Here is a 23,641-nt window from a genome sequence, read left to right as displayed (position 1 = left end):
CGTCCGGGGCGCGAGGGGTCGACCGCGCCGGACGGTGGAGGGCACCCGCCGTCGGGGGTCCTGTGCAGGAGTCGGGTGCCCTCGAACGACCGCCGCCCTGCGACATCACCGCGCGTCAGAACGGCGGTGATGTCGCAGGGCGGCGGAGGATCACGGAAGGGGCAGGGCCGGGCCTCAGACCAAGCCCTGGGCGATCATGGCGTCGGCCACCTTGATGAAGCCCGCGATGTTCGCGCCGGCCGCGTAGTTGCCCGGCGTGCCGTACTCCTCGGCGGTCTCCACGCAGCGGTCGTGGATGTCCCGCATGATCTGCTCGAGGCGGTCGTGGGTGTACTCGAAGCCCCACGAGTCACGCACCGCGTTCTGCTGCATCTCCAGGGCGGACGTGGCCACACCGCCGGCGTTGGCCGCCTTGCCGGGGCCGAACAGCGTGCCGGCGGCCACGAACAGGTGGGCGGCGGACTCGGTGCAGGGCATGTTCGCGCCCTCGGCCACGGCCTTCACGCCCTGCTTCAGAAGCGTCTTCGCGGCGTTCTCGTCGAGCTCGTTCTGCGTGGCGCAGGGCAGCGCGACCGTGCCCTCGACGTCCCACACGGAGCCGCCGGCCACGTAGCGGACGCGGCCGCCCTTGCGCTCGGCGTACTCGGAAATGCGGGCGCGCTCGACCTCCTTGAGCTGCTTGAGCAGGTCGACGTCGATCCCGTCAGGGTCCACGATGTAGCCGGCGGAGTCCGAGGCCGTGAGCACGGTGGCACCGAGGGCGGCCGCCTTCTCCGCGGCGTAGATCGCCACGTTGCCGGAGCCGGAGATGAGGACCTGCTGGCCGTCCATCGACTCGCCGCGGGTGCGGAGCATGGAGTCGGCGAACATGACGGCGCCGTAGCCGGTGGCCTCGGTGCGCACGAGCGAGCCGCCCCAGGTGAGGCCCTTGCCCGTGAGCACGCCGGCCTCGAAGCGGTTGGTGAGGCGCTTGTACTGGCCGAACATGTAGCCGATCTCGCGCCCGCCCACGCCGATGTCTCCCGCGGGGACGTCCGTGTGCTCGCCGATGTGGCGGTGCAGCTCGGTCATGAACGACTGGCAGAAGCGCATGATCTCGCCGTCGGAGCGGCCGGCCGGGTCGAAGTCGGAGCCGCCCTTGCCGCCGCCGATCGGCATGCCGGTGAGGGAGTTCTTGAAGATCTGTTCGAAGCCCAGGAACTTGATGATGCCCAGGTACACCGAGGGGTGGAAGCGCAGCCCGCCCTTGTACGGGCCGAGGGCCGAGTTGAACTCCACGCGGAAGCCGCGGTTGACCTGCACGGTGCCCTGGTCGTCGACCCACGGCACGCGGAAGATGATCTGGCGCTCCGGCTCGCAGAGGCGGTGCAGGACGCCCGCCTCCACGTACTGGGGGTGGCGCTCCACCACGGGATCCAGTGCCTCGAACACCTCGGACACGGCCTGGTGGAACTCGGCCTCACCGGGGTTGCGGGCGAAGACCTCCTCGCGGAGCGAGTGCAGAACCTGATGCATGGTGTCCTCCTTGTGGACGTCTCGTCGGGGGCGGTGCGGGCCCGCCTCGCCGACGGCGTCCGCGGCGGAGGAGGGAGGCCGCGGTGCCTGCCGTCATCCTGGCATGTGACCTGGTTCATGACGGAATTGAGACGCGGACCGTCGGATGGTCCGCATGCTGAGACGGTCGAGCCCCGCTCGCCTCAGCCGAAGACGCGGTGGGCCAGCAGGGCCGGCGAGGTGAGGAGACGCCGCGCCAGCTCGCCGCGGCGGCGGTGCTGCACGTGGATGGCCTTCTCGTAGTAGCCCACGAGCTGCTCGCACAGCACGGGCCACGTGCGGCCCTGCACGGACTCCCATGCGGCGTGCGCGAAGGCGGCGCGCTTGACGTCGTCGTACACGAGGTCGGCGACGCGGTCCCGCATCTCGTCGAGGTCGCCGGGCTGGTAGATCCAGCCGGTGCGGGAGGAGTCCACGATGTCCAGCGGGCCGCCGCGGCCCACGGCCACGACGGGCACGCCCGAGGCCATGGCCTCCTGGAGGGTCTGACCGAAGGTGTCCGACTCGCCGGGGTGCACGAACAGGTCCAGGCTGGCCACGTGCCGGGCGAGGTCCTCGCCTCCCCGGAAGCCGGCGAAGTGGGCGCCGGGCAGCTGGCGCTCGAGCGTCTCGCGCAGGGGGCCCGAACCGATGACGACGAGGCGCGTGCCGGGCAGGTCCGCGAGCGCGCGGAGGTCCTCCACCTGCTTCTCGTGCGCCAGACGCCCCACGAAGCCGATGAGGCGCTCGCCGTGGGGGGCCAGCTCGGCGCGCAGCGCCTCGTCCCGCTTGGCGGGGTGGAAGCGGCGGGAGTCCACGCCGCGGCCCCACAGGTGCACGCGGCGCACGCCCACGCGGTGCAGCTGGCGCACGGTGAACGACGACGGCGCGAGCGTGAGGGTGGCCGTGTTGTGCAGGCGGGCCACGTGGTTCCAGAGCACGTCCTCGAGCCACGGGAGCCCGTACTTGGTGGCGTAGCGCGGCACTTCGGTCTGGTAGACGGCCACGGAGGGGATGCTGAGCTCCTCGGCGGCCTGCACGCCGCGCCAGCCGAGCACGAACGGGGAGGCGATGTGCACCACGTCCGGGCCGAAGTCCGCCAGGATGCCGCGCAGGCGGGCCACGGTGCCGGCGGCCACGCGCACGGACGCGTAGCCGGACATGGGCATGGAGGGGAGGGCGTACACGGGGAAGCCCTCGACCTCGCGGGGGGCGTGGCCGGCGCCCGCGCGCTGGGTCCAGCCCGCGGTCCACGAGGCGGCGGGGGCGATGACGATGGCCTCGTCGCCGCGCTCCCGCAGGTGACGCAGCACCTGGAGGATGGAGTTGGTGACCCCGTTCATGTGGGGCAGGAAGGACTCAGCGATCACGGCTACACGCACAGGGCCAGCGTAGGGGCCGCGGGCCACCGCACGGGCATGTCCCGGCGACCCGCCGGTGGCCCGAGGGTGAACGTTCGGTGACCCCGCCGTGCCCGCGCCCGGCCGGCCGCGGGTGGCACCATAGAGGGGGTGAGCCGCCGAATGCCCCCTCTCCTGCGCCCCCTGCCCCTGCCGCTCTGGCTCCAAGGGGTGGTGGAGGCGCTCGTGACGGCGCTGATCAGCCTGCTCATCGTGCTGATCCCCACCCTGCTGGTGTGGGTGACCGGCGGGTTCCACCGTCCCCGCATCGACGACGTGCTGCAGGTGGGCGGAACCCTGTGGCTCGTGCAGCACGCCGTGCCCGTCACGGTCACCACCACCCTGCCCTCGGCCGCGGAGCCGAGCCTCGTCGGGACGGCGTGGCTCGTGCCATGGGGGCTCACCCTCGTCCCGCTCGCGCTCAGCTGGCGCGCCGGGCGGCGGCTCGCCCGGGCCTCGTACCGCGATCAGGCGTGGCAGGCCTTCGCGGGCGCGGTGGCCGCCTACGCGCTCGTCGGCCTGACCGTGGCCCTGCTGCCGGCCCACGGGGAGCTCACGGTCTCCCCGTGGGCCGGCACCCTGCTGCCCGCCCTGCTCTTCACGGGCGCGGCGCTCGCGGGCGCCCGCCGGGAGGCCGGCACGTGGGCCCACCTGATCGGCGTGGACCTCACCGAGCGGATCGCCCGCCGGTCCCAGTACGAGCGCTGGGCCGGCACGTACGCGTGGTCGGTGGTCCGCGCCGCCGTCGTGGCGCTCGTGAGCCTCGCCGGCCTGTGCGCGCTCCTGGTCGCGGGGCGCCTCGTGGGCGAGTGGACCGCCGTCGTGCACCTCTACCAGGAGGTCGGCGCCGGGACGCTCGGCGGGACCATGCTCACGCTCCTGCACGTGGGCTACCTGCCCACCTTCACGGCGTGGGCCGCGGCGTGGACGGCGGGCCCCGGGTTCTCCGTGGGCTCGGACAGCCTGTACTCGGCCTTCGGGGCGACGGCGTCCGCTGCCCCCGCGCTGCCCGTCTTCGCCGCGCTGCCCGCGCCGGGGCAGCCATGGCATCCCGTGTTCGTGCTGGTCCCCGTGCTCGCCGGGGCCGTCGCCGGCTGGTGGCTGCTGCGCGAGGGGGAGAACCACCTCGACGACTGGCTCGACGCCCGCTTCCCGAACCGCGCCGCGTCCCTCGCGCTCTCCACGCTCGCGCTCTCGGTGCTCCTGGGCCTCGTGGCCGCGCTGCTGGCGCTGCTCCCGCTCGCCCTCACCAACGGGACGCTCGGGGTGGGCACGCTGACGCAGATCGGGTCGAACGTGGGGGCCGTCGCGGCTGCTCTGGCCGGGTGGCTCGCGCTGGGCTGCGCCGTCGGCTATCTGGCGGCCCTCGCCCTGCAGGACCGCCCGTGGGAGGGCGCGCGGGTCCGCGCCGGGACCGCGGCGCGGCGCGGGGCCGCCGGCGGTGCGTCGGCCGTCCGGGACCGGGCGCTCGCCACGGGTGCGCGCATGCGCTCTGCGGGGGAGGGGCTGCTGGCGCGGGGACGACGCGCGGGCCAGGACGGGTGGGCCGCCGCGCGCGCACGCATGCCGCGCCGCGGGTCCCGGGCCGTGACACCCCAGGACGCGCCGACGCCGTCGGGCTCCGGCTCGAGCGCCGCGCCGTCTGCGGGCGAGGCACCCGCCTCCGGTCAGGCAGCCGCCGCCGGTGAGGCTCCCGCCCGTCCTGCGGCACCGGCCGATGCTGGACGTCGGACCCCACGGTCCCGACCGCGGCCGCGCCGCGCCCTGGACTGAGCGCGACGCCGGGGCCTCAGCCCGCCTGCGGCAGCCCGGTGAACTCCTCCACCTGACGCGTGAACTCCGCGGCGCACTCCTGCTGGGCCCGCACGGTGAGGGCGGAGGCGGTGCACTGCTCGAGCTGGACGGTCTGGTTCCACGCGAGCAGGGGCAGGGCGCCGATCGTGAGGCCGAGGAGGCCCAGGGCGATCCCGGCGGCGGCCGCCGCACGTCCGGCGCCCGTCGCCCCGGCGCCGGACCCGCGGGAGCCCGCGCTGCCCGCGCCGCTGCGCCCGGCGCGGCGGGAGACGGTCCAGGTGCGCACGCCGAGCACCACGGCGGCCAGGGCGAGCGCGAGCGTCAGCAGCTTCCACGGCAGCGGGAGGGAGAACGCCCCGATCATCCCCAGCAGGGCCGCGGACTGCCACAGCAGCAGCCGTCCGACGCGGGCGCGGCCGGGATCCGGGGCGCCGTCGGGGGTGCGGGAGGTCGGGGGAGGCAGGGGCTCGGACACCCCCTCACCCTACGAGACGCCCGCCCTACGATGGGGGCATGCGCATCGTTGCCCTCGTCTCCGGTTCCGGCACCAACCTCCAGGCCGTCCTGGACGCCGTCGCGTCCGGGGCGCTGGACGTGGAGGTCGCCGCCGTCGGCTCGGACGTTCCCGCCGCCCAGGGCCTGGAGCGCGCCCGAGCACACGGGATCCCGGCGTTCGCGGTGCCGCCGGCGGAGCACGCCTCCCGCGCGGAGTGGGACGCCGCGCTCGCGGATGCCGTGGCCGCCCACGAGCCGGACTGGGTGGTCTGCTCCGGGTTCATGCGGATCCTCGGCGCGCCCCTGCTCGAGCGCTTCCCCGGGCACATCCTCAACACCCACCCGGCCCTATTGCCCGCGTTCCCCGGAGCCCACGGCGTGCGGGACGCCCTCGCACACGGCGTGAAGGTCGCCGGCTGCACCGTGCACGTGGTGGACGCCGGCGTGGACACCGGGCCGATCCTGGCGCAGGCCGCCGTCCCGGTGCTGGACACGGACACGGAGGAGACCCTCCACGAGCGCATCAAGGTGCAGGAGCGCGCACTGCTGCTGCGCACCCTCGGCGAGCTCTCCGGGGCGCCGCGCCCCTGACGCCGCGCCCCGGCGGCCCTCAGTTCGCGTCCACCTCCAGGGCGCGGCCGCGGGTCTCGGGGGCGAAGGCGAACATCACGACGGCGGCGAGCACCACGAGGCCGCCCGTCACGGCGAAGGCGCCGGGCAGCCCCAGCGCGGGGACGAGCGTCCCCACGAAGAACAGGGGGCCCAGGCCCGCGCCCACGCGGGACGCGGCGGAGGCCCACCCGAACCCGGAGGCCCGCAGCGAGGTGGGGTAGAGCTCGGTCACGTAGGTGTAGAGCACGGGGATGGCCACCTGCACGATGAAGCCGAAGACGAGCACGAGCGGGAGGGCGGCGGCGGGCACGCCGATCACGGCGGCCAACGCCACGAGCACGCCGCTCGCGAGGATCGAGCTGACGGCGAGCAGCCAGCGGCGGCCCGTGCTCTCCACCAGGAGCGCGGAGACCACCACGCCGAGCAGGCCGACGGCGGCCATGCCCGAGGTCATCACGAACGCCCGGTCCTCGGCGTAGCCGGCCTCGATGAGGAACTGCGGCAGCCACTGCAGGGCGATGTAGTAGGTGAGCATGATGGTCACGAACAGGGCCCAGGCCACGGCCGTGATGCGCGGAGAGAAGCGCCACACGGCGGCCAGCTGGGAGCCGATCGCCCCGAGGCCGCCCGCCTGGCGCTCCTGGGCGGCGGGCATCACGTACGGGCGGGGCTCGGCGCCGGTCGCCGCGACCATCCGGTCGATCACGCGGCGCGCCTCGGCCTCGCGGCGGTGGCTCATCAGGAACAGCGGCGACTCGGGGATGCCCAGGCGCACGACGAACACGAGCAGGGCGGGCAGCACCATGACGAGCAGGGGCAGACGCCAGTCGCCCCACGTGCTCACGAGCCATGCGGAGACCACGCCGCACAGGGCCGCGCCCACCGGCCACCAGCCGTCCATGGCGGTGAGCACGCGGCCCCGCAGCCGCTTCGGAGTGAATTCGCTGACCAGCGCGTAGTCCACGGGGATGGTGCCGCCCAGGCCGATGCCGGCCAGGAAGCGGAACGCCGCGAACCACACGAGCGAGTCCGCCAGGGCGCCGGCCACCGTGAAGACGGCGAACACGAGGAGGGTCCAGGAGAACGCGGCCTTGCGGCCGATCCGGTCGGCCACGGTGCCCCACAGGAACGCGCCCAGGCCCATGCCGATGAGGTTGGCGGTGCCGATCCAGGCCGCCTCGGGCCGCGTGAGGCCCCACTCGGCGGAGAGCAGCGGGATCATGACGCCGTTCAGGGCCACGTCCCACGCGTCGAACATGAAGCCGAGGCCGCCGATGAGGAAGATCCGGCCCTGGACGGACCAGCGCCAGGGCAGCTCCTGCACGACGGACTCGCCGGTGGGCGGGGCGGGGGAGTCCAGGGGGGAGGTGCGGGTGGCTGAGGACACGGTGACGGGCTCCCTTGTGACGGCCGGGCGGGACGGGTGTGGGGCCATTATGCGCGGTCCTAGACTGGGAGGCGGCCCCGCACCGCATCCCCCCACCGAAGGAGAGTCCCCCGTGACCTCAGCCCAGTCCGCCCCCACCGTCCTGGACACGGTCCCGCTCAAGCGCGCGCTGATCTCCGTCTATGACAAGACCGGGCTGGAGGAGCTGGCCGCGGGCCTGCACGCCGCGGGCGTGCAGATCGTCTCCACGGGCTCGACGGCGCAGCGCATCGCCGGCGCCGGCGTCCCGGTCACGGAGGTCGCCGACGTCACCGGGTTCCAGGAGTGCCTGGACGGCCGCGTGAAGACCCTGCACCCGCGTGTGCACGCCGGCATCCTCGCGGACCGCCGCCGGGAGGACCACGTGGCGCAGCTGCGCGACCTCGAGGTGGAGCCCTTCGACCTCGTGGTGGTGAACCTCTACCCCTTCGTGGACACCGTGAAGTCGGGCGCCGGGGAGGACGCCGTCGTCGAGCAGATCGACATCGGCGGCCCCTCCATGGTCCGCGCCGCGGCGAAGAACCACGCCTCCGTGGCGATCGTCGTCGACCCGGCGCGCTACGGGGACGTCGTGGCCGCGGCCCAGTCCGGCGGCTTCGACCTGCGCACCCGCAGGCGCCTGGCCTCGCTGGCCTTCGCGCACACCGCCGCCTACGACAACGCGGTGGCCGCCTGGACCGCGTCCCACTTCGGCGACGAGGACGCGGACGAGACCCCCGTGTTCCCGCCCTACGCCGGCTTCGCCCTCGAGCGCGCCGCGAGCCTGCGCTACGGCGAGAACCCGCACCAGCCGGCCGCCCTCTACGTGGACCACGCGGCCACCCCGGGCATCGCGCAGGCGGAGCTGCTGCACGGCAAGGCCATGAGCTACAACAACTACGTGGACGCGGACGCCGCCGTGCGCGCCGCCTTCGACCACAAGGCCCCCGCCGTGGCGATCGTCAAGCACGCCAACCCGTGCGGCGTGGCCGTGGCGGGCGAGGGCGAGGACGTGGCCGTGGCGCATGCCAAGGCGCACGCGTGCGACCCCGTCTCCGCGTTCGGCGGCGTGATCGCGGCCAACCGCCCCGTCACCGCCGCCATGGCGCAGCAGGTCAAGGACGTGTTCACGGAGGTCGTGGTGGCGCCGTCCTTCGACGTCGAGGCCGTGGAGATCCTCTCCGCGAAGAAGAACCTGCGCCTGCTGAGCCTGCCGGCGGGCTTCGCCCACGACTCCGTGGAGGCCAAGCAGGTCTCCGGCGGCATGCTGCTGCAGGTCGCGGACGCCGTGGACGCCGAGGGCGACGACCCGGCGACCTGGACCCGCGCCGCCGGTCCCGCCGCCGACGAGGCCACGCTGGCCGACCTCGCCTTCGCGTGGCGCGCGGTGCGCGCCGCCAAGTCGAACGCCGTGCTGCTGGCCTCCGACGGTGCCACCGTGGGCGTCGGCATGGGCCAGGTCAACCGCCTCGACTCGTGCCGCCTGGCCGTGGAGCGCGCCAACACGCTCGGCGCGGCGCAGACCGGCGGCCAGGACGTGGTCAAGGAGATCACGACGGCGGGCGGCGCGGAGAACGTCTCCGGCACCGGCGCCCCTGAGCGGGCCCGCGGCGCCGTGGCGGCCTCGGACGCGTTCTTCCCCTTCGCGGACGGTCTGCAGATCCTGATCGACGCCGGCGTCGAGGCCGTCGTCCAGCCCGGCGGCTCCGTGCGGGACGAGGAGGTCGTGGCCGCGGCCGAGGCGGCCGGGATCACGATGTACCTCACCGGGGCGCGGCACTTCTTCCACGGCTGACCATGGCGTCCGCCCCCGGCGGTGTCTAGTCTGGGCGCATGATGGGGGACGGCATGATGACCGAGGTGCTGATCGGCAGCGGCTGGGCAGGGCTGCTCGCGTGCATGGTGGTGGGCGCCATCGCCCGACTCCCTCTGGCCGCGGCGGGGAAGCGGCGTGCCGTCGGGCGTCCATGGGCCGGCCACGCGGCGCTCGGCCTCGGCCTGGTCGCCCTCGCCCTGGCCGCCGCGCTCTCCGCCCTCGGCTCCTTCTTCGGGCTGATGGGCCTCGCCTTCGCCGCCATCATGGCCGTCGGAGCGTGGCAGTCCTTCGCGGCGGCGGAGCGCCGGCGCCGGGCAGCGCAGGAGCAGATCGATCACGCCGCGCGCCTCGGGGCGGCGTTCCAAGGCTCGAGGGCCGCGTCGGGCACGCACCCCGGCGGCGAGGCCGGCGTGGACGACGGCCTCGGCGCCCGCTCCCCGGCCGCGCCGCCGGCATCGGCGGACAGGAGGCCGGGCTGGTACTCGTCGGAGGGTCCGGACCGGCAGGGTCCCGAGCCCCGCTGACAGCGCGCAGCCGGGGCGTGCCCGCCGGCGTCGCGCGCGTCCACACGCTCTGACGCGGGCGACCCGCCGGGTAGATTGGCGGTGAGACACCCGTCCCATGCCGACCACGGACGTGCCCCCGGGCGCGGCCAGAATGGAGAGATCCGCATGTCGAAGATCATCTACACGCTCACCGACGAGGCGCCCATGCTGGCGACCGCCTCCCTGCTGCCGATCGTGCGCGCCTACGCGGGCACCGCCGGCGTCGAGATCGAGACCCGGGACATCTCCCTGGCCGGCCGCATCCTCGCCGCCTTCAAGGACGTCCTCCCCGAGGACCAGCGCGTCGACGACGCCCTCGCCGAGCTCGGCGAGCTCGTGAAGACCCCCGAGGCCAACGTCATCAAGCTCCCGAACATCTCCGCCTCCGTGCCGCAGCTGCGCGCCGCGGTCAAGGAGCTCCAGGCCGACGGCTACGCCCTGCCGGACTACCTCGACGACCCGCAGACCGACGAGGAGAAGGACGCCCGCAAGCGCTACGACTCCGTCAAGGGCTCCGCCGTGAACCCGGTGCTGCGCGAGGGCAACTCGGACCGTCGCGCGCCCAAGGCCGTGAAGAACTACGCCAAGAAGTTCCCCCACTCGATGGGCGCGTGGTCCGCGGACTCCAAGACCGCCGTCGCTACGATGGGCGCGGACGACTTCCGCGCGAACGAGAAGTCCGTGACAATGCCGGCGGACGACACGCTGAGCATCGAGTTCACGGGCGCCGACGGGTCCGCCGAGGTCCTCAAGGAGGGCCTGAAGGTCCTCGAGGGCGAGGTCATCGACGGCACGTTCATGTCCGCGAAGGCGCTGGACGCGTTCCTCGCCGAGCAGGTGGCGCGCGCGAAGGAGGAGGGCATCCTCTTCTCCGCCCACCTGAAGGCCACCATGATGAAGGTGTCCGACCCGGTGATCTTCGGCCACGTCGTGAAGGCCTACTTCGCGGACCTGTTCGCGCAGTACGGCGACCAGCTGGCCGCCGCGGGCCTGGACCCGAACAACGGCCTCGCCGCCATCGAGGGCGGGCTGGACAAGCTCGACGCCGAGACCGCCGAGGGCGTGCGCAAGGCCATCGCCGAGGCCTACGAGAACGGCCCGGACGTGGCGATGGTGAACTCGGACAAGGGCATCACCAACCTGCACGTGCCCTCCGACGTGATCGTGGACGCCTCCATGCCGGCCATGATCCGCACCTCGGGCCACATGTGGGACAAGGACGGCGCCGAGCGCGACACCCTCGCGGTGCTCCCGGACTCCTCCTATGCCGGCATCTACCAGGCCGTCGTCGAGGACTGCAAGGCCAACGGCGCCTTCGACCCGACCACCATGGGCACCGTGCCGAACGTCGGCCTCATGGCGCAGAAGGCCGAGGAGTACGGCTCGCACGACAAGACGTTCGTCATGGACGCAGCGGGCACCGTCGCCGTGAAGAACGCGGCCGGGGAGACCCTGATCTCCCATGAGGTCGGCGAGGGCGACATCTGGCGCGCCTGCCAGACCAAGGACGTCGCGGTGCGCGACTGGGTGAAGCTGGCCGTGACCCGCGCCCGCGCCTCCCAGACCCCCGCCGTGTTCTGGCTGGACGAGTCCCGCGCCCACGACCGCGAGCTCATCACGAAGGTCGAGGAGTACCTCAAGGACCACGACACCGAGGGCCTGGACATCCGCATCATGTCCCCGGTGGAGGCCACGAAGTTCTCCATCGAGCGCATCCGCCGCGGCGAGGACACCATCTCCGTGACCGGCAACGTGCTCCGTGACTACAACACGGACCTGTTCCCGATCCTCGAGCTGGGCACCTCCGCCAAGATGCTCTCCGTGGTCCCGCTGCTCAACGGCGGCGGCCTGTTCGAGACCGGCGCCGGCGGCTCCGCCCCGAAGCACGTGCAGCAGCTCGTCGAGGAGAACCACCTGCGCTGGGACTCCCTCGGCGAGTTCCTCGCGCTGGCCGTGTCCTTCGAGCACGAGGCGACGGCGAACGGCAACGCCCGCGCCCAGGTGCTCGCCGACACGCTCGACGCCGCCACCGGCACCCTGCTGATCGAGGGCAAGTCCCCCGAGCGCAAGGCCGGGCAGCTCGACAACCGCGGCTCGCACTTCTACCTGGCCCTGTACTGGGCGCAGGAGCTGGCGAAGCAGACCGAGGACCAGGCCCTGGCCGACGCCGTGACGCCGATCGCCGAGGAGCTCGCCGCGAACGAGGAGAAGATCGTCTCCGAGCTCAACGGTGTGCAGGGCAAGCCCGTGGACATCGAGGGCTACTACGCGCCGTCCATGGACAAGGTCGTCGACGTCATGCGTCCCTCTGCCACGCTGAACGCGATCATGGACAAGCTGTCCGTCTGATCCACGGAGACCGGCGTCCCCTCAGGGGGCGGGACATCACGAGGGCCCCGGCACCGTCATGGTGCCGGGGCCCTCGTGCGCCCGGGGGTCAGGCCACGTGCCGCGCCTCGTGCTCCAGCAGCGCCCGCTTGGCGGCGGGGCCGTACAGGTACTGTCCGACCCCGCCGGAGGTCGGCACCACGCGGTGGCACGGCACGACGACGGCCACCAGGTTCGCGGCGCACGCCCCGCCGGCGGCACGCACGGCTCGCGGCGACCCGGCGCGCTGGGCCAGCTCCGTGTAGGAGACGGGCGCGCCGGGCGTGATCCCCCGCAGCGCCGCCCACGCGGCCTGGCGGAAGGCGGTGCCCGGCTGCGTCACCGCAAGGGCGTCGAGCGCGGCGACGTCGCCGGCCGCATACGCCCCGAGCGCATCGGCCACGGGCTGCGCCACGCCCGCACGGGGCTCGACCGGCAGCGGGTGCATCTCGCGGTCCGCCGTCGGCGGGTCCAGCACGGCCAGTCGGTCCATCAGCGTCAGCAGGAGGCGGCCGATCGCCGCGGCGTGCGGCTCGCCGTCGTCGGGGACGGCCACCCCGGAGGCCCGCACGGTGTGGTCCTCGGGGGAGTACACGGCCACGAGGTTCAGGCCCGTGTCGGGGAGGGCGGCGGCGGTCCAGCGCAGCTCGGGGGCGAAGTCCATGCCCCCATTGTCCGTCAGCCCGGGCGCGCCCCGCTCCGGTGTGCCAGGGTGAGGGCATGACCGAGACCCACGTGTTCGAGCACCGCACCCTCCTGCGCCACCCCCGCGACGTCGTGTTCCGCTGGCTGGCCAACCCCGGGGCGCTCCAGCGCATGAACCCGCCGTTCGCCTCCGAACTCGTGCACGGTCCCACGAACGGCCTGGCGGTCGGCTCGGAGACCCGACTGCGCATCAGCCCGCCGGGCTCGCTCGGACTGCTCGCGGACACCTCCCGGGGCCTGCTGGCCGGCATGCTGCCGGACGCCGTGTCCTCCCGCATCCCGGCGGCCGCCACGCCCAAGGTGCCGTGGCACGCGCGGCACACGGCATACGAGGAGGGCCGGATGTTCCGGGACGAGATGGTCTCGGGCCCCCTGCGCTCCTGGACGCACACGCACACTCTGGAGGACGCAGCCGCCGGTGAGGCGGACACGGCCGCCGGCACCCCGGGCACGGTGGTGCTGGACCGCATCGAGTACGTGCTGCCGGGGGAGGGGCTGCTGGGCCGTGTGCCCGGCATCGGCGGCACCGCGGCCGCATGGGCCGGCCGCGGCTTCGAGGCCGAGCTGCGCCGCCAGTTCGCCTACCGCGCCCGCGTGATGGCCGACGACCTCGCCTTCCACGCCGCACACCCCGGCCCGCTCACCGGCGGGCCCGCGCGCACCGTGGCGGTCACCGGGGCGTCCGGGCTGATCGGCGCCCAGCTGACCGCGCTGCTCATGAGCGGCGGGCACCGCGTGATCCGCCTCGTGCGCAGCCCGGAGCAGGCTGCGGCCCCGGACGCCGCCCTGTGGGACCCGGCGCGCGAGCGGGTGGACGAGTCCGCGCTGTCCCAGGTGGACGTGATCGTCAACCTCGCGGGGGAGCCGATCGCCGGCCGCTTCACGGACGCGCACAAGGAGGCCGTGCATGACTCCCGTGTGCGCGGCACGCGCACCCTCGTCGACGCGATGGGGCGCCTGCCCCGGGTCCCCGCGCTCGTGAACTGCTCGGCCATCGGCTACTACGGCGCGCACGCCGGCACCGGCCCGTTCGGCGCGGGGCTCGGGGAGGAGCTCGAGCCCGGCGACGACTTCCTCGCGGAGGTCTGCGCGGCCTGGGAGGCCGAGGCCGTGCGGGCCGAGGCCTTCGGCGCCCGGGTGGCCCGCGTGCGGGTGGGCGTGGTGCTCAGCCCCGCAGGCGGCATGCTCCAGCAGGTGCTGCCGCTCTTCCTCGCCGGGCTCGGCGGCCCCATGGCCACCTCCGGCGGCGAGAGCCACGACGGGAGCCCGTGGGTCAGCTGGGTGGGGGTCGACGACGTCGCCGGGGCCTTCGCTCACGCGGTGCTCGACGACGACGTGGCCGGGCCGCTCAACGCCGTCGCCCCCGAGCCCGTCACGGCCAAGGAGTTCGCCACCGTGCTGGGCCGCGTGCTGCACCGTCCGTCCGTGCTGCCGGTGCCCGCCTTCGGGCCGCGGCTCCTGCTCGGCGCGGAGGGGGACGCGGAGACCGTCCGCGCGGACCAGAAGGTGGAGGCCGGGCGACTCGTGGACTCGGGCTATGCGATGCGGGACGACGAGCTGGAGGGCGCGCTGCGCCACGTGCTCGGGCGCTGAGTCGCCCGCCGCGGTCGCCGCGCAGTGCGGTCGCCACGCCACGGCCGCGCCGAGCCCGTCGGCCCTCAGTCCTGCAGGGCGCCCGTCTCGCGGATGAGCTGGCTCAGGGCAGTGAAGGCGTCGCGCGCCAGCGCCTCCCACAGCTTGATGGCCAGCTGCGGGGACCCCTCCTGCAGGGCGTACATCACGTGCGCGGTCAGGACCCGGGCGGTGACGTCGCCACGGGCGCGCACCGTGGAGGGCTGGCGGCCGGACTGGCCGAGCGCCATCTCGCCGAAGGTCATCCCCGGGGTGAGCACGGTCCTGCGGGTGCGCCGCCCGCCCGTGCCCTGCCCCGTGAGCTCCACGCGGCCGGACGTGATCACGTAGATGCCGCCGAAGGGCTGGCCCGCGCGGCGGATGATCTGCCCGTCCGTGTACACGCGCTCGTCCATCATGGACTCGAGCAGGCCCGCGTCCTCGGCGGAGAGGTGCTGCAGCAGGGGCGCCACCGCGGCCTCCTCCTGCGAGTGGGGCAGCAGCTGCGGGGCGTGGCGGACCAGCAGGCGCTGCTCGGCCCACTGGATGGCCCGGGAGCGGGAGTCGAAGAACAGGAACTCCGGGCGGTCCGGGGCGGACTCGAGGTCCCGCGCGGCCTCCTGGCGGGGATCCGGCAGGCTCACGTCCACGGACTCCTCGACGGCGGCCATCAGCTCCGCCACCATGGCCTCGTCCCGGTCCACGAGCACCACGTCCAACCCCGAGTCCAGGGCATAGGCGAACCACCGCGCCACGAGCAGGCGGGCGGAGCGGGTCACGGTGCTGACGGACCGGATGTCCACGAGCAGGGTCTCCAGCTCGTCCGGGAGGCCGCGCACCACGCGGGCGAGCGCGTCCACCTGGCTGAACCCGACGTGCCCGCCCAGCTCCAGCACGTGCACCGTGTCCCCGAACGCGTCCAGTGCGTCCTGCACCTGGGCGCTGCGCACCGCGCCGGAGGGTGCCTGGTCCACGCGGTAGTGGGCGCGGAAGGCGGCCCGGGGCGAGCCGGTGACCACGGAGGGGTGCAGCTCGAAGTCCTCCACGATGCAGCGCAGCGCGGCCATGCCGGCGGCGGACACGCGGTGCTCGTCCAGATCAGGCGCCTGCAGGGCCAGGCCCATGTGCCCGGGCACGACCACCATGATCGTGCCGCCGCGGGTGGACGCCCAGCCGGGCTGGCCGACGTCGTACGCCCACAGGGGCTGCCGGGTGTCCATGCCGCACGAGTCCAGCACGGAGAGCACGGCGCGGACGGTCTCCTCCTCCAGCACGCGGGCCCCGGTGACGGGGTGGATGCCGCCGTGGGCCAGGGTGCCCGCCACGAGGGCGAGGTCCTCGACCTTCACGGGCACGGCGCGCAGGGTCGCGAGGTCCTCGAGCAGGGGCTCCGGGTCCGTGTCCAGCACGTCCAGGGACTTCAGCAGCCACGCGGCGGCGCGCGTCTGGTGCTGGGCGCGGTTCTCCACCTTGACGGCCGTCTCCGTGACGCTGACCTCGCGGTCCAGGAGGGTGGAGAGCAGCTGGAGCAGGCGCCCGGCCCGGTCGCGCCCGCCGCGGCCCTTGACGAGGGCGGCGGTGGCCACCACGCCCGTGTTCTGCAGCGGGTTGAACGCGCGTCCCGTCTCCGCCTCCACCTCGAGCCGGGAGTCGTCCTCCGGGACGGGCGTGCCGCCCACCCGCTCGGCCACGCCCGCCACGCCGAGGTCCTCCACGGCGAGGGCGTGGAGGACGGGGGAGGCCAGGGCCGCCAGCGGCACGGCGGCCGAGGAGCCGGAGACGTAGCGGTGCCCGTCCACGAGGGTCACGGCCACGCCCAGGCCGCCCCTGCCCTCGTCGTCGCCGGGGAAGGCGGCGGTCAGGCGGTCGAGGTGGTCCTGGACGGGAGTCATCATGCGCCTCAGCCTAGTCAGTGCCCCGCGCGCCGGACAGATCCGCGGCGGCCGCCACAATGGACGGTGATGCCCACCTCCGCCAGCCGCCCCCGCACGCCCTCGGACCCCGTCGCCTCCCGCCGGCCGGGGGCCCCGCCCGCGACGCCGCAGGGCCGGATCGCGGCCGCCCTCGATGCGCTCGGGGACGGCCTCACGGTCACCGCGGTGCTGCCCGAGCTGGAGGCCGCCCTCGAGGCGCACGGGGCCGCCGTGGTCCACGCCCCGCCCGGCACGGGCAAGACCACCGTGGTGCCGCCCGCCGTCGCCGTCCGGCTCGCGCGGCAGGGCGGCGGGCGCACCCTGGTCACGCAGCCGCGCCGGGTGGCCGTGCGCGCCGCGTGGCGGCGCCTGCACATGGCCGTCGGCTCAGACGATCCTGACGACGCAGTCGGCTACGCGGTGCGCGGCGAGTCGGTGGGCGGAGGCCGCTCGGCGGTCGAGTTCGTGACTCCGGGCCTGCTGCTGCGCCGCCTCCTGGCCGACCCGGGCCTCGACGGCGTCGGTGCCGTGATCCTGGACGAGGTCCACGAGCGCGACCTGGACACGGACGTCCTGTTCGCCCTCCTCGCCGACCTGCGGCAGCTGCGTCCCGAGCTGCTGCTCGTGGCCATGTCCGCCACGGTGGACGCCGAGTCCCTGTCCGCTCGCTGGGCCGCCGGCATGGGCGTCGACGCCGACGCCGTCCCGGTGGTGCGCACCCCGGCCGTCCTGCACCCGCTGCGCGAGGAGCACGCCCCGTTCGGCGCCCCGCGCCTCACCGCGGACGGCCGCGTCGAGCGGGCCTTCCTGGACCACGTGGCCGACGTCGCCGTCCGCTCCCACGCGGAGGCCCTCGCGGCCGACCCCACCGTGGACGCGCTCGTCTTCCTCCCCGGCGTCGCGGAGGTGGAGGCGGTGGCCGAGCGCATCACGCGGCGCGCCCCCGGCACCGAGGTGCACACCCTGCACGGCCGCCAGGAGGCCGCCGAGCAGGACGCCGCCCTCGCCGGACGCACGCGGCCGGAGGTCCCCCGCGTGGTGGTCACGACGGCGGTGGCCGAGTCCTCCCTGACCGTCCCGGGGGTCCGTCTCGTCGTCGACTCCGGGCTGGCGCGCGAGCCCCGGCGGGACCGTGGCCGCGGCATGACCGGCCTTGTCACGGTGCAGGCCTCCCGCGCGGCCGCCGGCCAGCGGGCGGGCCGCGCCGCCCGCCTCGGCCCCGGCACGGTGGTGCGCTGCCACAGTGCCGCGGCCCTCGGCGCCGCCCCCGCCGCCCCGACGCCGGCCCTGGCCGTGGTGGACCTCGCCCCCGTGGCGCTCGCGCTCGCCGCGTGGGGCGCGCCGGGCGGAGAGGGCGTGGTGCTGCCCGAGGACCCGCCCGCCGACGCGATGGCCGAGGCCCGTCGAACGCTCGCCGAGCTCGGCGCCGTGGACGGGGACGGCCGCATCACGGCGCACGGGACGGTCCTGGCCGGCCTGCCGGTGGACCCGGCGCTCGGCCACGCGCTCCTGGCCGGCGCGGACCGCGTGGGCGCGCGCGCCGCCGCCGCGGCCGTGGCCCTCCTCGCCCTCGACGTGCGCGCGCCCGGCGCCGACCTCGAGGCGCTGCTCGCCGCGCTGCGGGGTGGGGGCCACCCCGAGTCCGGCCGATGGCGGCGGGAGGCCGAGCGGCTCGAGCGGATCGTGACCCGGGGGTCGAGCGGCGGACGGGAGACGGGGCGACGCGCCGGCCGGGCCTCCGACGGGGGCGCTGACGGGGGCCGGGCCGCGCACGCGGCGGGCATCGTCGTCGCACTGAGCGCCCCGGGCCGGGTGGCGCGGCGGGTGGAGGACACGGACGCCTACCTGCTCGCCTCGGGGACGCGCGCATCCCTGCCGCGCAGCGGCGGGGGAGAGCTGCGGGGCGCGGCGTGGCTCGCCGTCGCGGAGGCCTCCCGCGCCGCCGGCGACGCCGAGGGCACCGGCGCCGTGATCCGCGCGGCCGCCCCGATCACCCGGGAGATCGCCGCGGACGCCGCGGCGGCACTCCTCCGGGACGAGGCGGACGCGGCGTGGAAGGGCGGACGGCTCACGGGCCGCCGCAGGACGATGCTGGGGGCGATCCCGCTCGCGGAGGGGCCCGCGCGCGTCGACGCCGCCGCGGCCGCGGACGCCGTGCGCGCCGCCCTGGCCGCGGAGGGGCTGGCCCGCTTCGAGCCCGGGGCCGGACCAGGTGCGGGGGAGCGCCTTCGCCGCCGCGTCCACCTCCTGCACCGGGTGCTGGGCCGGCCGTGGCCGGACCTCTCCGCCGCCGCCCTCCCGGACCTCGGGCCGCTCGTGGCCGGGATCGCGGCGGAGCTCGCGGCGGGCCGCTCGGCCGCCTCCGTGGACGTCGCCGGGCTGCTGCGCGGGATCCTGCCGTGGCCGGAGGCCGGGCGCCTCGACGAGCTGGCCCCCGAACGGCTGCCCATCCCCAGCGGGCGGACGGCGGCCGTGGAGTACCCGGCCACGGACGAGGAGACGGCGCCGGTGGTGGCGGCCAAGCTGCAGGAGTTCCTGGGGGCCGCGCAGAGCCCCGCCGTGGCGGACGGCCGGCTGCCCGTGGTGCTGCACCTGCTCTCCCCGGCGGGGCGGCCGCTCGCCGTCACCGCGGACCTGCCCTCCTTCTGGGCGGGGCCCTACGCCCACGTGCGCGCGGAGAACCGGGGCCGCTACCCCAAGCACCCGTGGCCTGAGGACCCCGCGACGGCGTCGCCCACGGCGAAGACGAAGCGCGCCGCCGGCGCCTGATGTGAGGTGGGCCACGCGCATCCGCGAGGAGTAGGGTGTGTGTCACATCTCCCGGAGCGAACGAGGTTTGCAGTGACGAGACAGCAGCGGGCTCGGCTCTCACGGGGGGCGACGATGGCCTCCGTGATGACCGCCGGAGCGCTCATCCTGGCCGGATGCGCCCCGGCGGAGGAGGGGGCGCCCACCCTCACCTGGTACACCAACCCGGACGACGGCGGGCAGGCGGCCATCGCGAAGCAGTGCACGGACGCGGCCGGCGGCGAGTACGCCGTCGAGACGTCCATGTTGCCCACGGACGCGGCCTCCCAGCGGGAGCAGCTGACGCGCCGGCTCGCGGCGGGCGACACCTCGATGGACATCATGTCCCTCGACCCGCCCTTCGTCCCCGAGCTCGCGGAGCCCGGCTTCCTGGCCCCCGTGCCGGAGGATCTGCAGCAGCAGGCGAGGGAGCACGCCCTCGAGGGTGCGTTGGCCGGCGCCACATGGAAGGACGAGATCGTCACGGTCCCGTTCTGGGCCAACACGCAGCTGCTGTGGTACCGCAAGTCGGTGGCCGAGGAGGCCGGGCTGGACATGTCCCAGCCCGTCACGTGGGACCAGCTCATCGAGGTGGCCCGCGAGCAGGACAAGGAGCTGGGCGTCCAGGGCGCCCGCGGGGAGTCGATGACCGTGTGGCTCAACGCCCTCGTGGAGGGCGGTGGCGAGCACATCCTCGCCAACCCCGACGCGCCCGCGGACGAGGTGCAGACGAACTTCGGGTCCGAGGCCGGCCGCAAGGCCGCCGAGATCATCTCCACGATCGGCAAGGAGGGGCTCGGCAGCGCCGGCCTCCCCACACAGGACGAGAACGCCTCGATGCTGCTCTTCCAGGGCGAGTCCGGGTCCTTCATGGTGAACTGGCCGTTCGTGTGGCCGGCCACCCTCGCCTCCGTCAAGGAGGGCTCCCTGCCGGAGGACCTCCCCGAGGACATCGGCTGGGCCCTCTACCCCCAGACGACGCAGGGGAAGGACTCCGCCCCGCCCGTGGGCGGCATCAACCTGGGCGTGGGCGCGAAGTCCGAGCACGCGGACCTCGCGTGGAAGGCGGTCCAGTGCATCACCACCGCCGAGCACCAGGCCCAGTACTTCCGGGACAACGGCAACCCGCCGGCCGACCCTGTCGCCTACGAGGACCCCGAGGTCATCGAGAAGTACCCCATGGCGCCCGCGATCCGGGAGTCCCTGGAACAGGGCGCACCGCGCCCGCAGACGCCGTACTACAACGAGGTGTCCACCGCGATCCAGCAGCGCTACGCGCCGCCGTCGAACGTGGACCCGGCCGTCACCCCGGCCGAGACCGACGCCTTCATCCAGGAAGTCCTCCGAGGGGAGCGCCTGCTGTGAGCACCGCTGTCACGTCCATCACCGCACCGGAGCAGTCGCGCCGGCCGCGCCGTCGGAAGTCCGCTCGCGCGACGTCCGAGGCCCGCCTCGGCTGGATGCTCGCCGGCCCGGCGTTCTTCGTCATGCTGTTCGTGGTGCTCTACCCGATCCTGCAGGCGCTCTACGACTCGCTGTTCACCTACCGCTTGACGGCGCCGGGGGAGCGGGAGTTCGTGGGGCTCGGCAACTACGGCGTGATCCTCTCCGACCCGGTCTTCTGGCGGGACCTCGGGATCACTCTGCTGATCACCCTGGTCACCGTGGTGGTGGAGCTGATCCTCGGCTTCCTGCTGGCCCTGGCCATGCACCACGCCATCACGAGCACCCGCGGGCTGATCCGCACCATGATCCTGGTGCCCTACGGCATCATCACCGTGGTGTCCGCCTTCGCGTGGTTCTACATGTTCTCCATCGACTCCGGCTTCATCAACCACTGGTTCGACTGGGTGCCGGGGATCAGCACGGACCTGAACTGGTTCGCCCAGGGCTCCACGGCGCTGTCCGTGATCATGCTCTCGGAGATCTGGAAGACCACGCCGTTCATCTCCCTGCTCCTGCTGGCCGGCCTGGCCCAGGTGCCGGGCGACCTCACCGAGGCAGCCGCCGTGGACGGCGCCTCGTGGTGGCAGCGCATGCGCCTCGTGATCCTGCCGACCATGAAGGCGTCCATCATGGTGGCCGTGCTGTTCCGCGCGATGGACGCGTTCCGCATCTTCGACTCCATCTACATCATGACCAACGGCGCCTACGGCACCGAGGTCCTCTCGCTGCTGGCCTACCGCACCTCCATCGGACGGCTCGAGATCGGCATGGGCTCCGCGATCTCCGTGCTCCTGTTCCTGTGCGTGGCGCTGATGGCGTTCATCGCGATGAAGGTCTTCAAGGTGGACCTGGCCGACCGAGGAGGTTCCAAGTGAGCAGCGCCGTCCCCGTCCCGTCGGTCGAACCCGCCGACCACCCCGAGCTGACCACGGCTCCCGTCGACCGCCATACCTCCGCCCGCCGTCCAGGCGCCGCCCGCCAGAGCCTGCTGTGGTGGCTCCTCGCCGTGGTGATCGGCGTGTGGTGCCTCTTCCCGCTGTTCTCCATCTTCGCCACGAGCTTCAAGACGCCCGCGGACCTGGCGAACGGGAAGCTGCTGCCCACGCAGTGGTCCACGGTCAACTACGAGGAGATCTTCGTGGGCGGCTCCCGCGAGCTGTTCCTCACGGCGCTGCGCAACTCGATCGGCATCACGGTGATCGCCACCCTGATCGCCGTCGTCCTGGCCACGCTGTGCGCCTACGCGATCGCCCGCCTGGACTTCCCGGGCAAGAAGCTCGTGCTCACCGTGTCACTCATGGTGTCCATGTTCCCCGTGATCTCGCTCGTCACGCCCCTGTTCAACATGTGGCGCACGCTCGGGCTCTACGACACCTGGCTCGGCCTGATCATCCCCTACCTGTCCCTGACGCTGCCGATCTCCATCTGGACCCTGACCGCGTTCTTCCGGCAGATCCCGTGGGAGCTGGACCAGGCCGCTCAGGTGGACGGGGCCACGCCGCTCGAGGCCTTCCGCAAGGTGATCGTGCCGCTGGCCGCCCCCGGTGTCTTCACGACGGCGATCATCGCCTTCTTCATCGCGTGGAACGACTTCGTGTTCGGCATCTCGCTGACCTCCACCGAGGACGCCCGCACGGTCCCCGCCGCGCTGGCCTTCTTCACCGGCGCCTCGCAGTTCGAGTCGCCCACGGGCGCGATCTCCGCGGCCGCCATCATCGTGACCATCCCGATCGTGATCCTGGTGCTGCTCTTCCAGCGCCAGATCGTCGCCGGTCTGACCAACGGCGCGGTCAAGGGCTGAGGCCCGCGAACGAGACCTTCCCGAAAGGACCCACCCCATGGCCTCCATCACCCTGAACCACATCGACAAGACCTACGACGACGGCTACCACGCCATCTCGGACGTGAACCTCGACATCGAGGACGGCGAGTTCGTCATCCTCGTGGGCCCCTCCGGCTCCGGCAAGTCCACGCTCCTGCGCATGATCGTGGGCCTCGAGGACATCACCGACGGCGAGCTGCTGATCGGCGGGCGCCGCGTGAACGAGGCGGCCCCCAAGGACCGCAACCTCGCGATGGTGTTCCAGAACTACGCGCTCTACCCCCACCTGACGGTGTACGAGAACATCGCGTTCCCGCTGCGCCTCGTCCGCGACGGCAAGCCCTCCGACGAGGAGATCGACCGCAAGGTGCGCGACGCCGCCCGCGTCCTCGAGCTGACAGACCACCTGGAGCGCAAGCCGGGCAACCTCTCCGGCGGCCAGCGCCAGCGCGTGGCCATGGGCCGCGCGATCGTCCGCGAGGCGGACGCGTTCCTCTTCGACGAGCCGCTCTCCAACCTGGACGCCAAGCTCCGCGGCCAGATGCGCGCGGAGATCTCCCAGCTGCAGCGTCGCCTGGCCACCACCTCCGTGTACGTGACCCATGACCAGACCGAGGCCATGACGCTCGGCGACCGCGTGGCCGTGCTCAAGAAGGGCGTGCTCCAGCAGGTCGCCAGCCCGCGCGAGCTCTACGAGCAGCCGCTGAACCTGTTCGTGGCCGGCTTCATCGGCTCGCCGTCCATGAACTTCCTGCCCGCCTCTCTGCGCTCCGAGGGCGGACGGCACGTCCTGTCCTCCCCGATCGGCGACATCCCGATCCCCGAGGCGAAGGCGCGCGCGGCCGCCGGCCGGGACCTCGTCCTCGTCGGCCTGCGCCCTGAGTTCTTCGAGGACGCCTCCCTCGTGGACGAGGACAAGAAGGCGGCGGGCTCCGTGTTCCGGGCCTCCCTCACCCACCTCGAGTGGCTGGGCCACGAGCAGTACGGCTACATCGAGTTCCAGCCGGACCCCGAGGTCGCGGGCGTGCTCGCAGACCTCGCGAAGGACCTGGACGCGGACGAGATGCGCCCCGTCGTCGTGACCACGCTCTCCGCGGAGTCCCTGGCCCGCCCCGGGACGCCCCTGGACCTGTGGGTGGACACCTCCCGCCTGCACCTGTTCGACCCCGAGTCCGGGGAGAACCTGACCCGGGATCCGGAGGCCGGTGCGGAGTTGACCCGCCGCGCCGCGGACGAGCGCCGCCGGCAGATCGAGCTCGCCACCCAGCGGGACGCCGCACCGCGATCCTGAGGCGTCCCCCGGAACGCGACGCGGCCCCGACTCGATCGAGAGGTGGAGGGCCGCGGCGCGGTGGGGGGGGGGGTGGGCCGTGGGGGAGGGGTGGGGACC

At 74.1% G+C, this 23,641-nt stretch carries 17 protein-coding genes; 11 read left to right on the top strand and 6 right to left on the bottom strand.

The window, feature by feature from the left end; translation table 11 throughout:
• Nucleotides 1-174: 174 nt before the first annotated feature.
• A complete protein-coding gene (gene gdhA / locus AB0302_RS07485; RefSeq protein ID WP_366371068.1) occupies nt 175-1,515 on the bottom strand; it encodes an NADP-specific glutamate dehydrogenase in 1,341 nt (446 codons plus the stop codon).
• Between the two features lie 182 nt (nt 1,516-1,697).
• A complete protein-coding gene (locus AB0302_RS07480; protein WP_366371067.1) occupies nt 1,698-2,915 on the bottom strand; it encodes a glycosyltransferase family 1 protein in 1,218 nt (405 codons plus the stop codon).
• Between the two features lie 141 nt (nt 2,916-3,056).
• On the opposite strand from AB0302_RS07480, the gene AB0302_RS07475 reads away from it, so the two are divergent.
• A complete protein-coding gene (locus AB0302_RS07475; protein WP_366371065.1) occupies nt 3,057-4,706 on the top strand; it encodes a DUF6350 family protein in 1,650 nt (549 codons plus the stop codon).
• Between the two features lie 16 nt (nt 4,707-4,722).
• Here AB0302_RS07475 and AB0302_RS07470 read toward each other — a convergent pair whose 3' ends face one another.
• Nucleotides 4,723-5,202, bottom strand: a complete 480-nt coding sequence (locus AB0302_RS07470) for a hypothetical protein (protein WP_366371063.1) — start codon at nt 5,200-5,202, stop codon at nt 4,723-4,725.
• A 38-nt stretch (nt 5,203-5,240) separates the two neighbouring features.
• On the opposite strand from AB0302_RS07470, the gene purN reads away from it, so the two are divergent.
• Complete coding sequence (purN, locus tag AB0302_RS07465) at nt 5,241-5,813, top strand: phosphoribosylglycinamide formyltransferase (RefSeq protein ID WP_298713967.1); 573 nt, start codon at nt 5,241-5,243, stop codon at nt 5,811-5,813.
• A gap of 19 nt (nt 5,814-5,832) precedes the next feature.
• Here purN and AB0302_RS07460 read toward each other — a convergent pair whose 3' ends face one another.
• Nucleotides 5,833-7,221 carry an MFS transporter gene (locus AB0302_RS07460; protein WP_298713970.1) on the bottom strand — a complete coding sequence of 463 codons (1,389 nt, stop codon included), beginning with the start codon at nt 7,219-7,221 and terminating at the stop codon, nt 5,833-5,835.
• A gap of 112 nt (nt 7,222-7,333) precedes the next feature.
• Between AB0302_RS07460 and purH the strand changes: the two genes are divergently transcribed.
• The 3 genes from purH (at nt 7,334) to AB0302_RS07445 (ending at nt 11,949) form a co-directional block, all read left to right on the top strand.
• Nucleotides 7,334-9,034, top strand: coding sequence for a bifunctional phosphoribosylaminoimidazolecarboxamide formyltransferase/IMP cyclohydrolase (gene purH, locus AB0302_RS07455; RefSeq protein ID WP_366371060.1), 1,701 nt, complete (start codon nt 7,334-7,336; stop codon nt 9,032-9,034).
• 38 nt (nt 9,035-9,072) lie between these two features.
• On the top strand, nt 9,073-9,579 hold the full coding sequence (locus AB0302_RS07450) for a hypothetical protein (RefSeq protein WP_366371058.1): 507 nt from the start codon (nt 9,073-9,075) through the stop codon (nt 9,577-9,579).
• A gap of 147 nt (nt 9,580-9,726) precedes the next feature.
• The gene (locus AB0302_RS07445; RefSeq protein WP_366371056.1) at nt 9,727-11,949 is read left to right on the top strand and encodes an NADP-dependent isocitrate dehydrogenase; all 2,223 of its coding nucleotides are present in this window, start codon (nt 9,727-9,729) and stop codon (nt 11,947-11,949) included.
• A gap of 88 nt (nt 11,950-12,037) precedes the next feature.
• Here AB0302_RS07445 and AB0302_RS07440 read toward each other — a convergent pair whose 3' ends face one another.
• A complete protein-coding gene (locus tag AB0302_RS07440; protein WP_366371054.1) occupies nt 12,038-12,631 on the bottom strand; it encodes a methylated-DNA--[protein]-cysteine S-methyltransferase in 594 nt (197 codons plus the stop codon).
• 56 nt (nt 12,632-12,687) lie between these two features.
• On the opposite strand from AB0302_RS07440, the gene AB0302_RS07435 reads away from it, so the two are divergent.
• Nucleotides 12,688-14,265, top strand: coding sequence for a TIGR01777 family oxidoreductase (locus tag AB0302_RS07435; protein ID WP_319075156.1), 1,578 nt, complete (start codon nt 12,688-12,690; stop codon nt 14,263-14,265).
• Between the two features lie 65 nt (nt 14,266-14,330).
• Here AB0302_RS07435 and AB0302_RS07430 read toward each other — a convergent pair whose 3' ends face one another.
• Nucleotides 14,331-16,178 (bottom strand): glutaminase, encoded by a 1,848-nt coding sequence (locus AB0302_RS07430; RefSeq protein WP_366371052.1) that lies wholly within the window; start codon nt 16,176-16,178, stop codon nt 14,331-14,333.
• A 66-nt stretch (nt 16,179-16,244) separates the two neighbouring features.
• Between AB0302_RS07430 and AB0302_RS07425 the strand changes: the two genes are divergently transcribed.
• The 5 genes from AB0302_RS07425 (at nt 16,245) to ugpC (ending at nt 23,542) form a co-directional block, all read left to right on the top strand.
• Nucleotides 16,245-18,965: an ATP-dependent helicase C-terminal domain-containing protein gene (locus AB0302_RS07425; RefSeq protein WP_366371050.1), complete on the top strand. Its 2,721-nt coding sequence runs from the start codon at nt 16,245-16,247 to the stop codon at nt 18,963-18,965.
• A gap of 126 nt (nt 18,966-19,091) precedes the next feature.
• Nucleotides 19,092-20,348, top strand: a complete 1,257-nt coding sequence (locus tag AB0302_RS07420) for an extracellular solute-binding protein (RefSeq protein ID WP_366371146.1) — start codon at nt 19,092-19,094, stop codon at nt 20,346-20,348.
• Nucleotides 20,345-21,304: a sugar ABC transporter permease gene (locus AB0302_RS07415; RefSeq protein ID WP_248115392.1), complete on the top strand. Its 960-nt coding sequence runs from the start codon at nt 20,345-20,347 to the stop codon at nt 21,302-21,304. The genes AB0302_RS07420 and AB0302_RS07415 overlap by 4 nt, the downstream gene beginning before the upstream one ends.
• Nucleotides 21,305-21,414: 110 nt before the next feature.
• Entirely contained in the window at nt 21,415-22,230 is an 816-nt protein-coding gene (locus AB0302_RS07410; RefSeq protein ID WP_248115500.1) for a carbohydrate ABC transporter permease, read from the top strand.
• 37 nt (nt 22,231-22,267) lie between these two features.
• Nucleotides 22,268-23,542 (top strand): sn-glycerol-3-phosphate ABC transporter ATP-binding protein UgpC, encoded by a 1,275-nt coding sequence (gene ugpC / locus AB0302_RS07405; RefSeq protein WP_366371048.1) that lies wholly within the window; start codon nt 22,268-22,270, stop codon nt 23,540-23,542.
• Nucleotides 23,543-23,641 lie beyond the last annotated feature (99 nt).

Origin of the sequence: Micrococcus sp. NPDC078436 (assembly GCF_040702705.1) — a bacterium.
GTDB lineage: Bacteria > Actinomycetota > Actinomycetes > Actinomycetales > Micrococcaceae > Micrococcus.
Note: the sequence above shows the minus strand (reverse complement) of the source record. Positions and strands in the feature narration are given on the sequence as shown.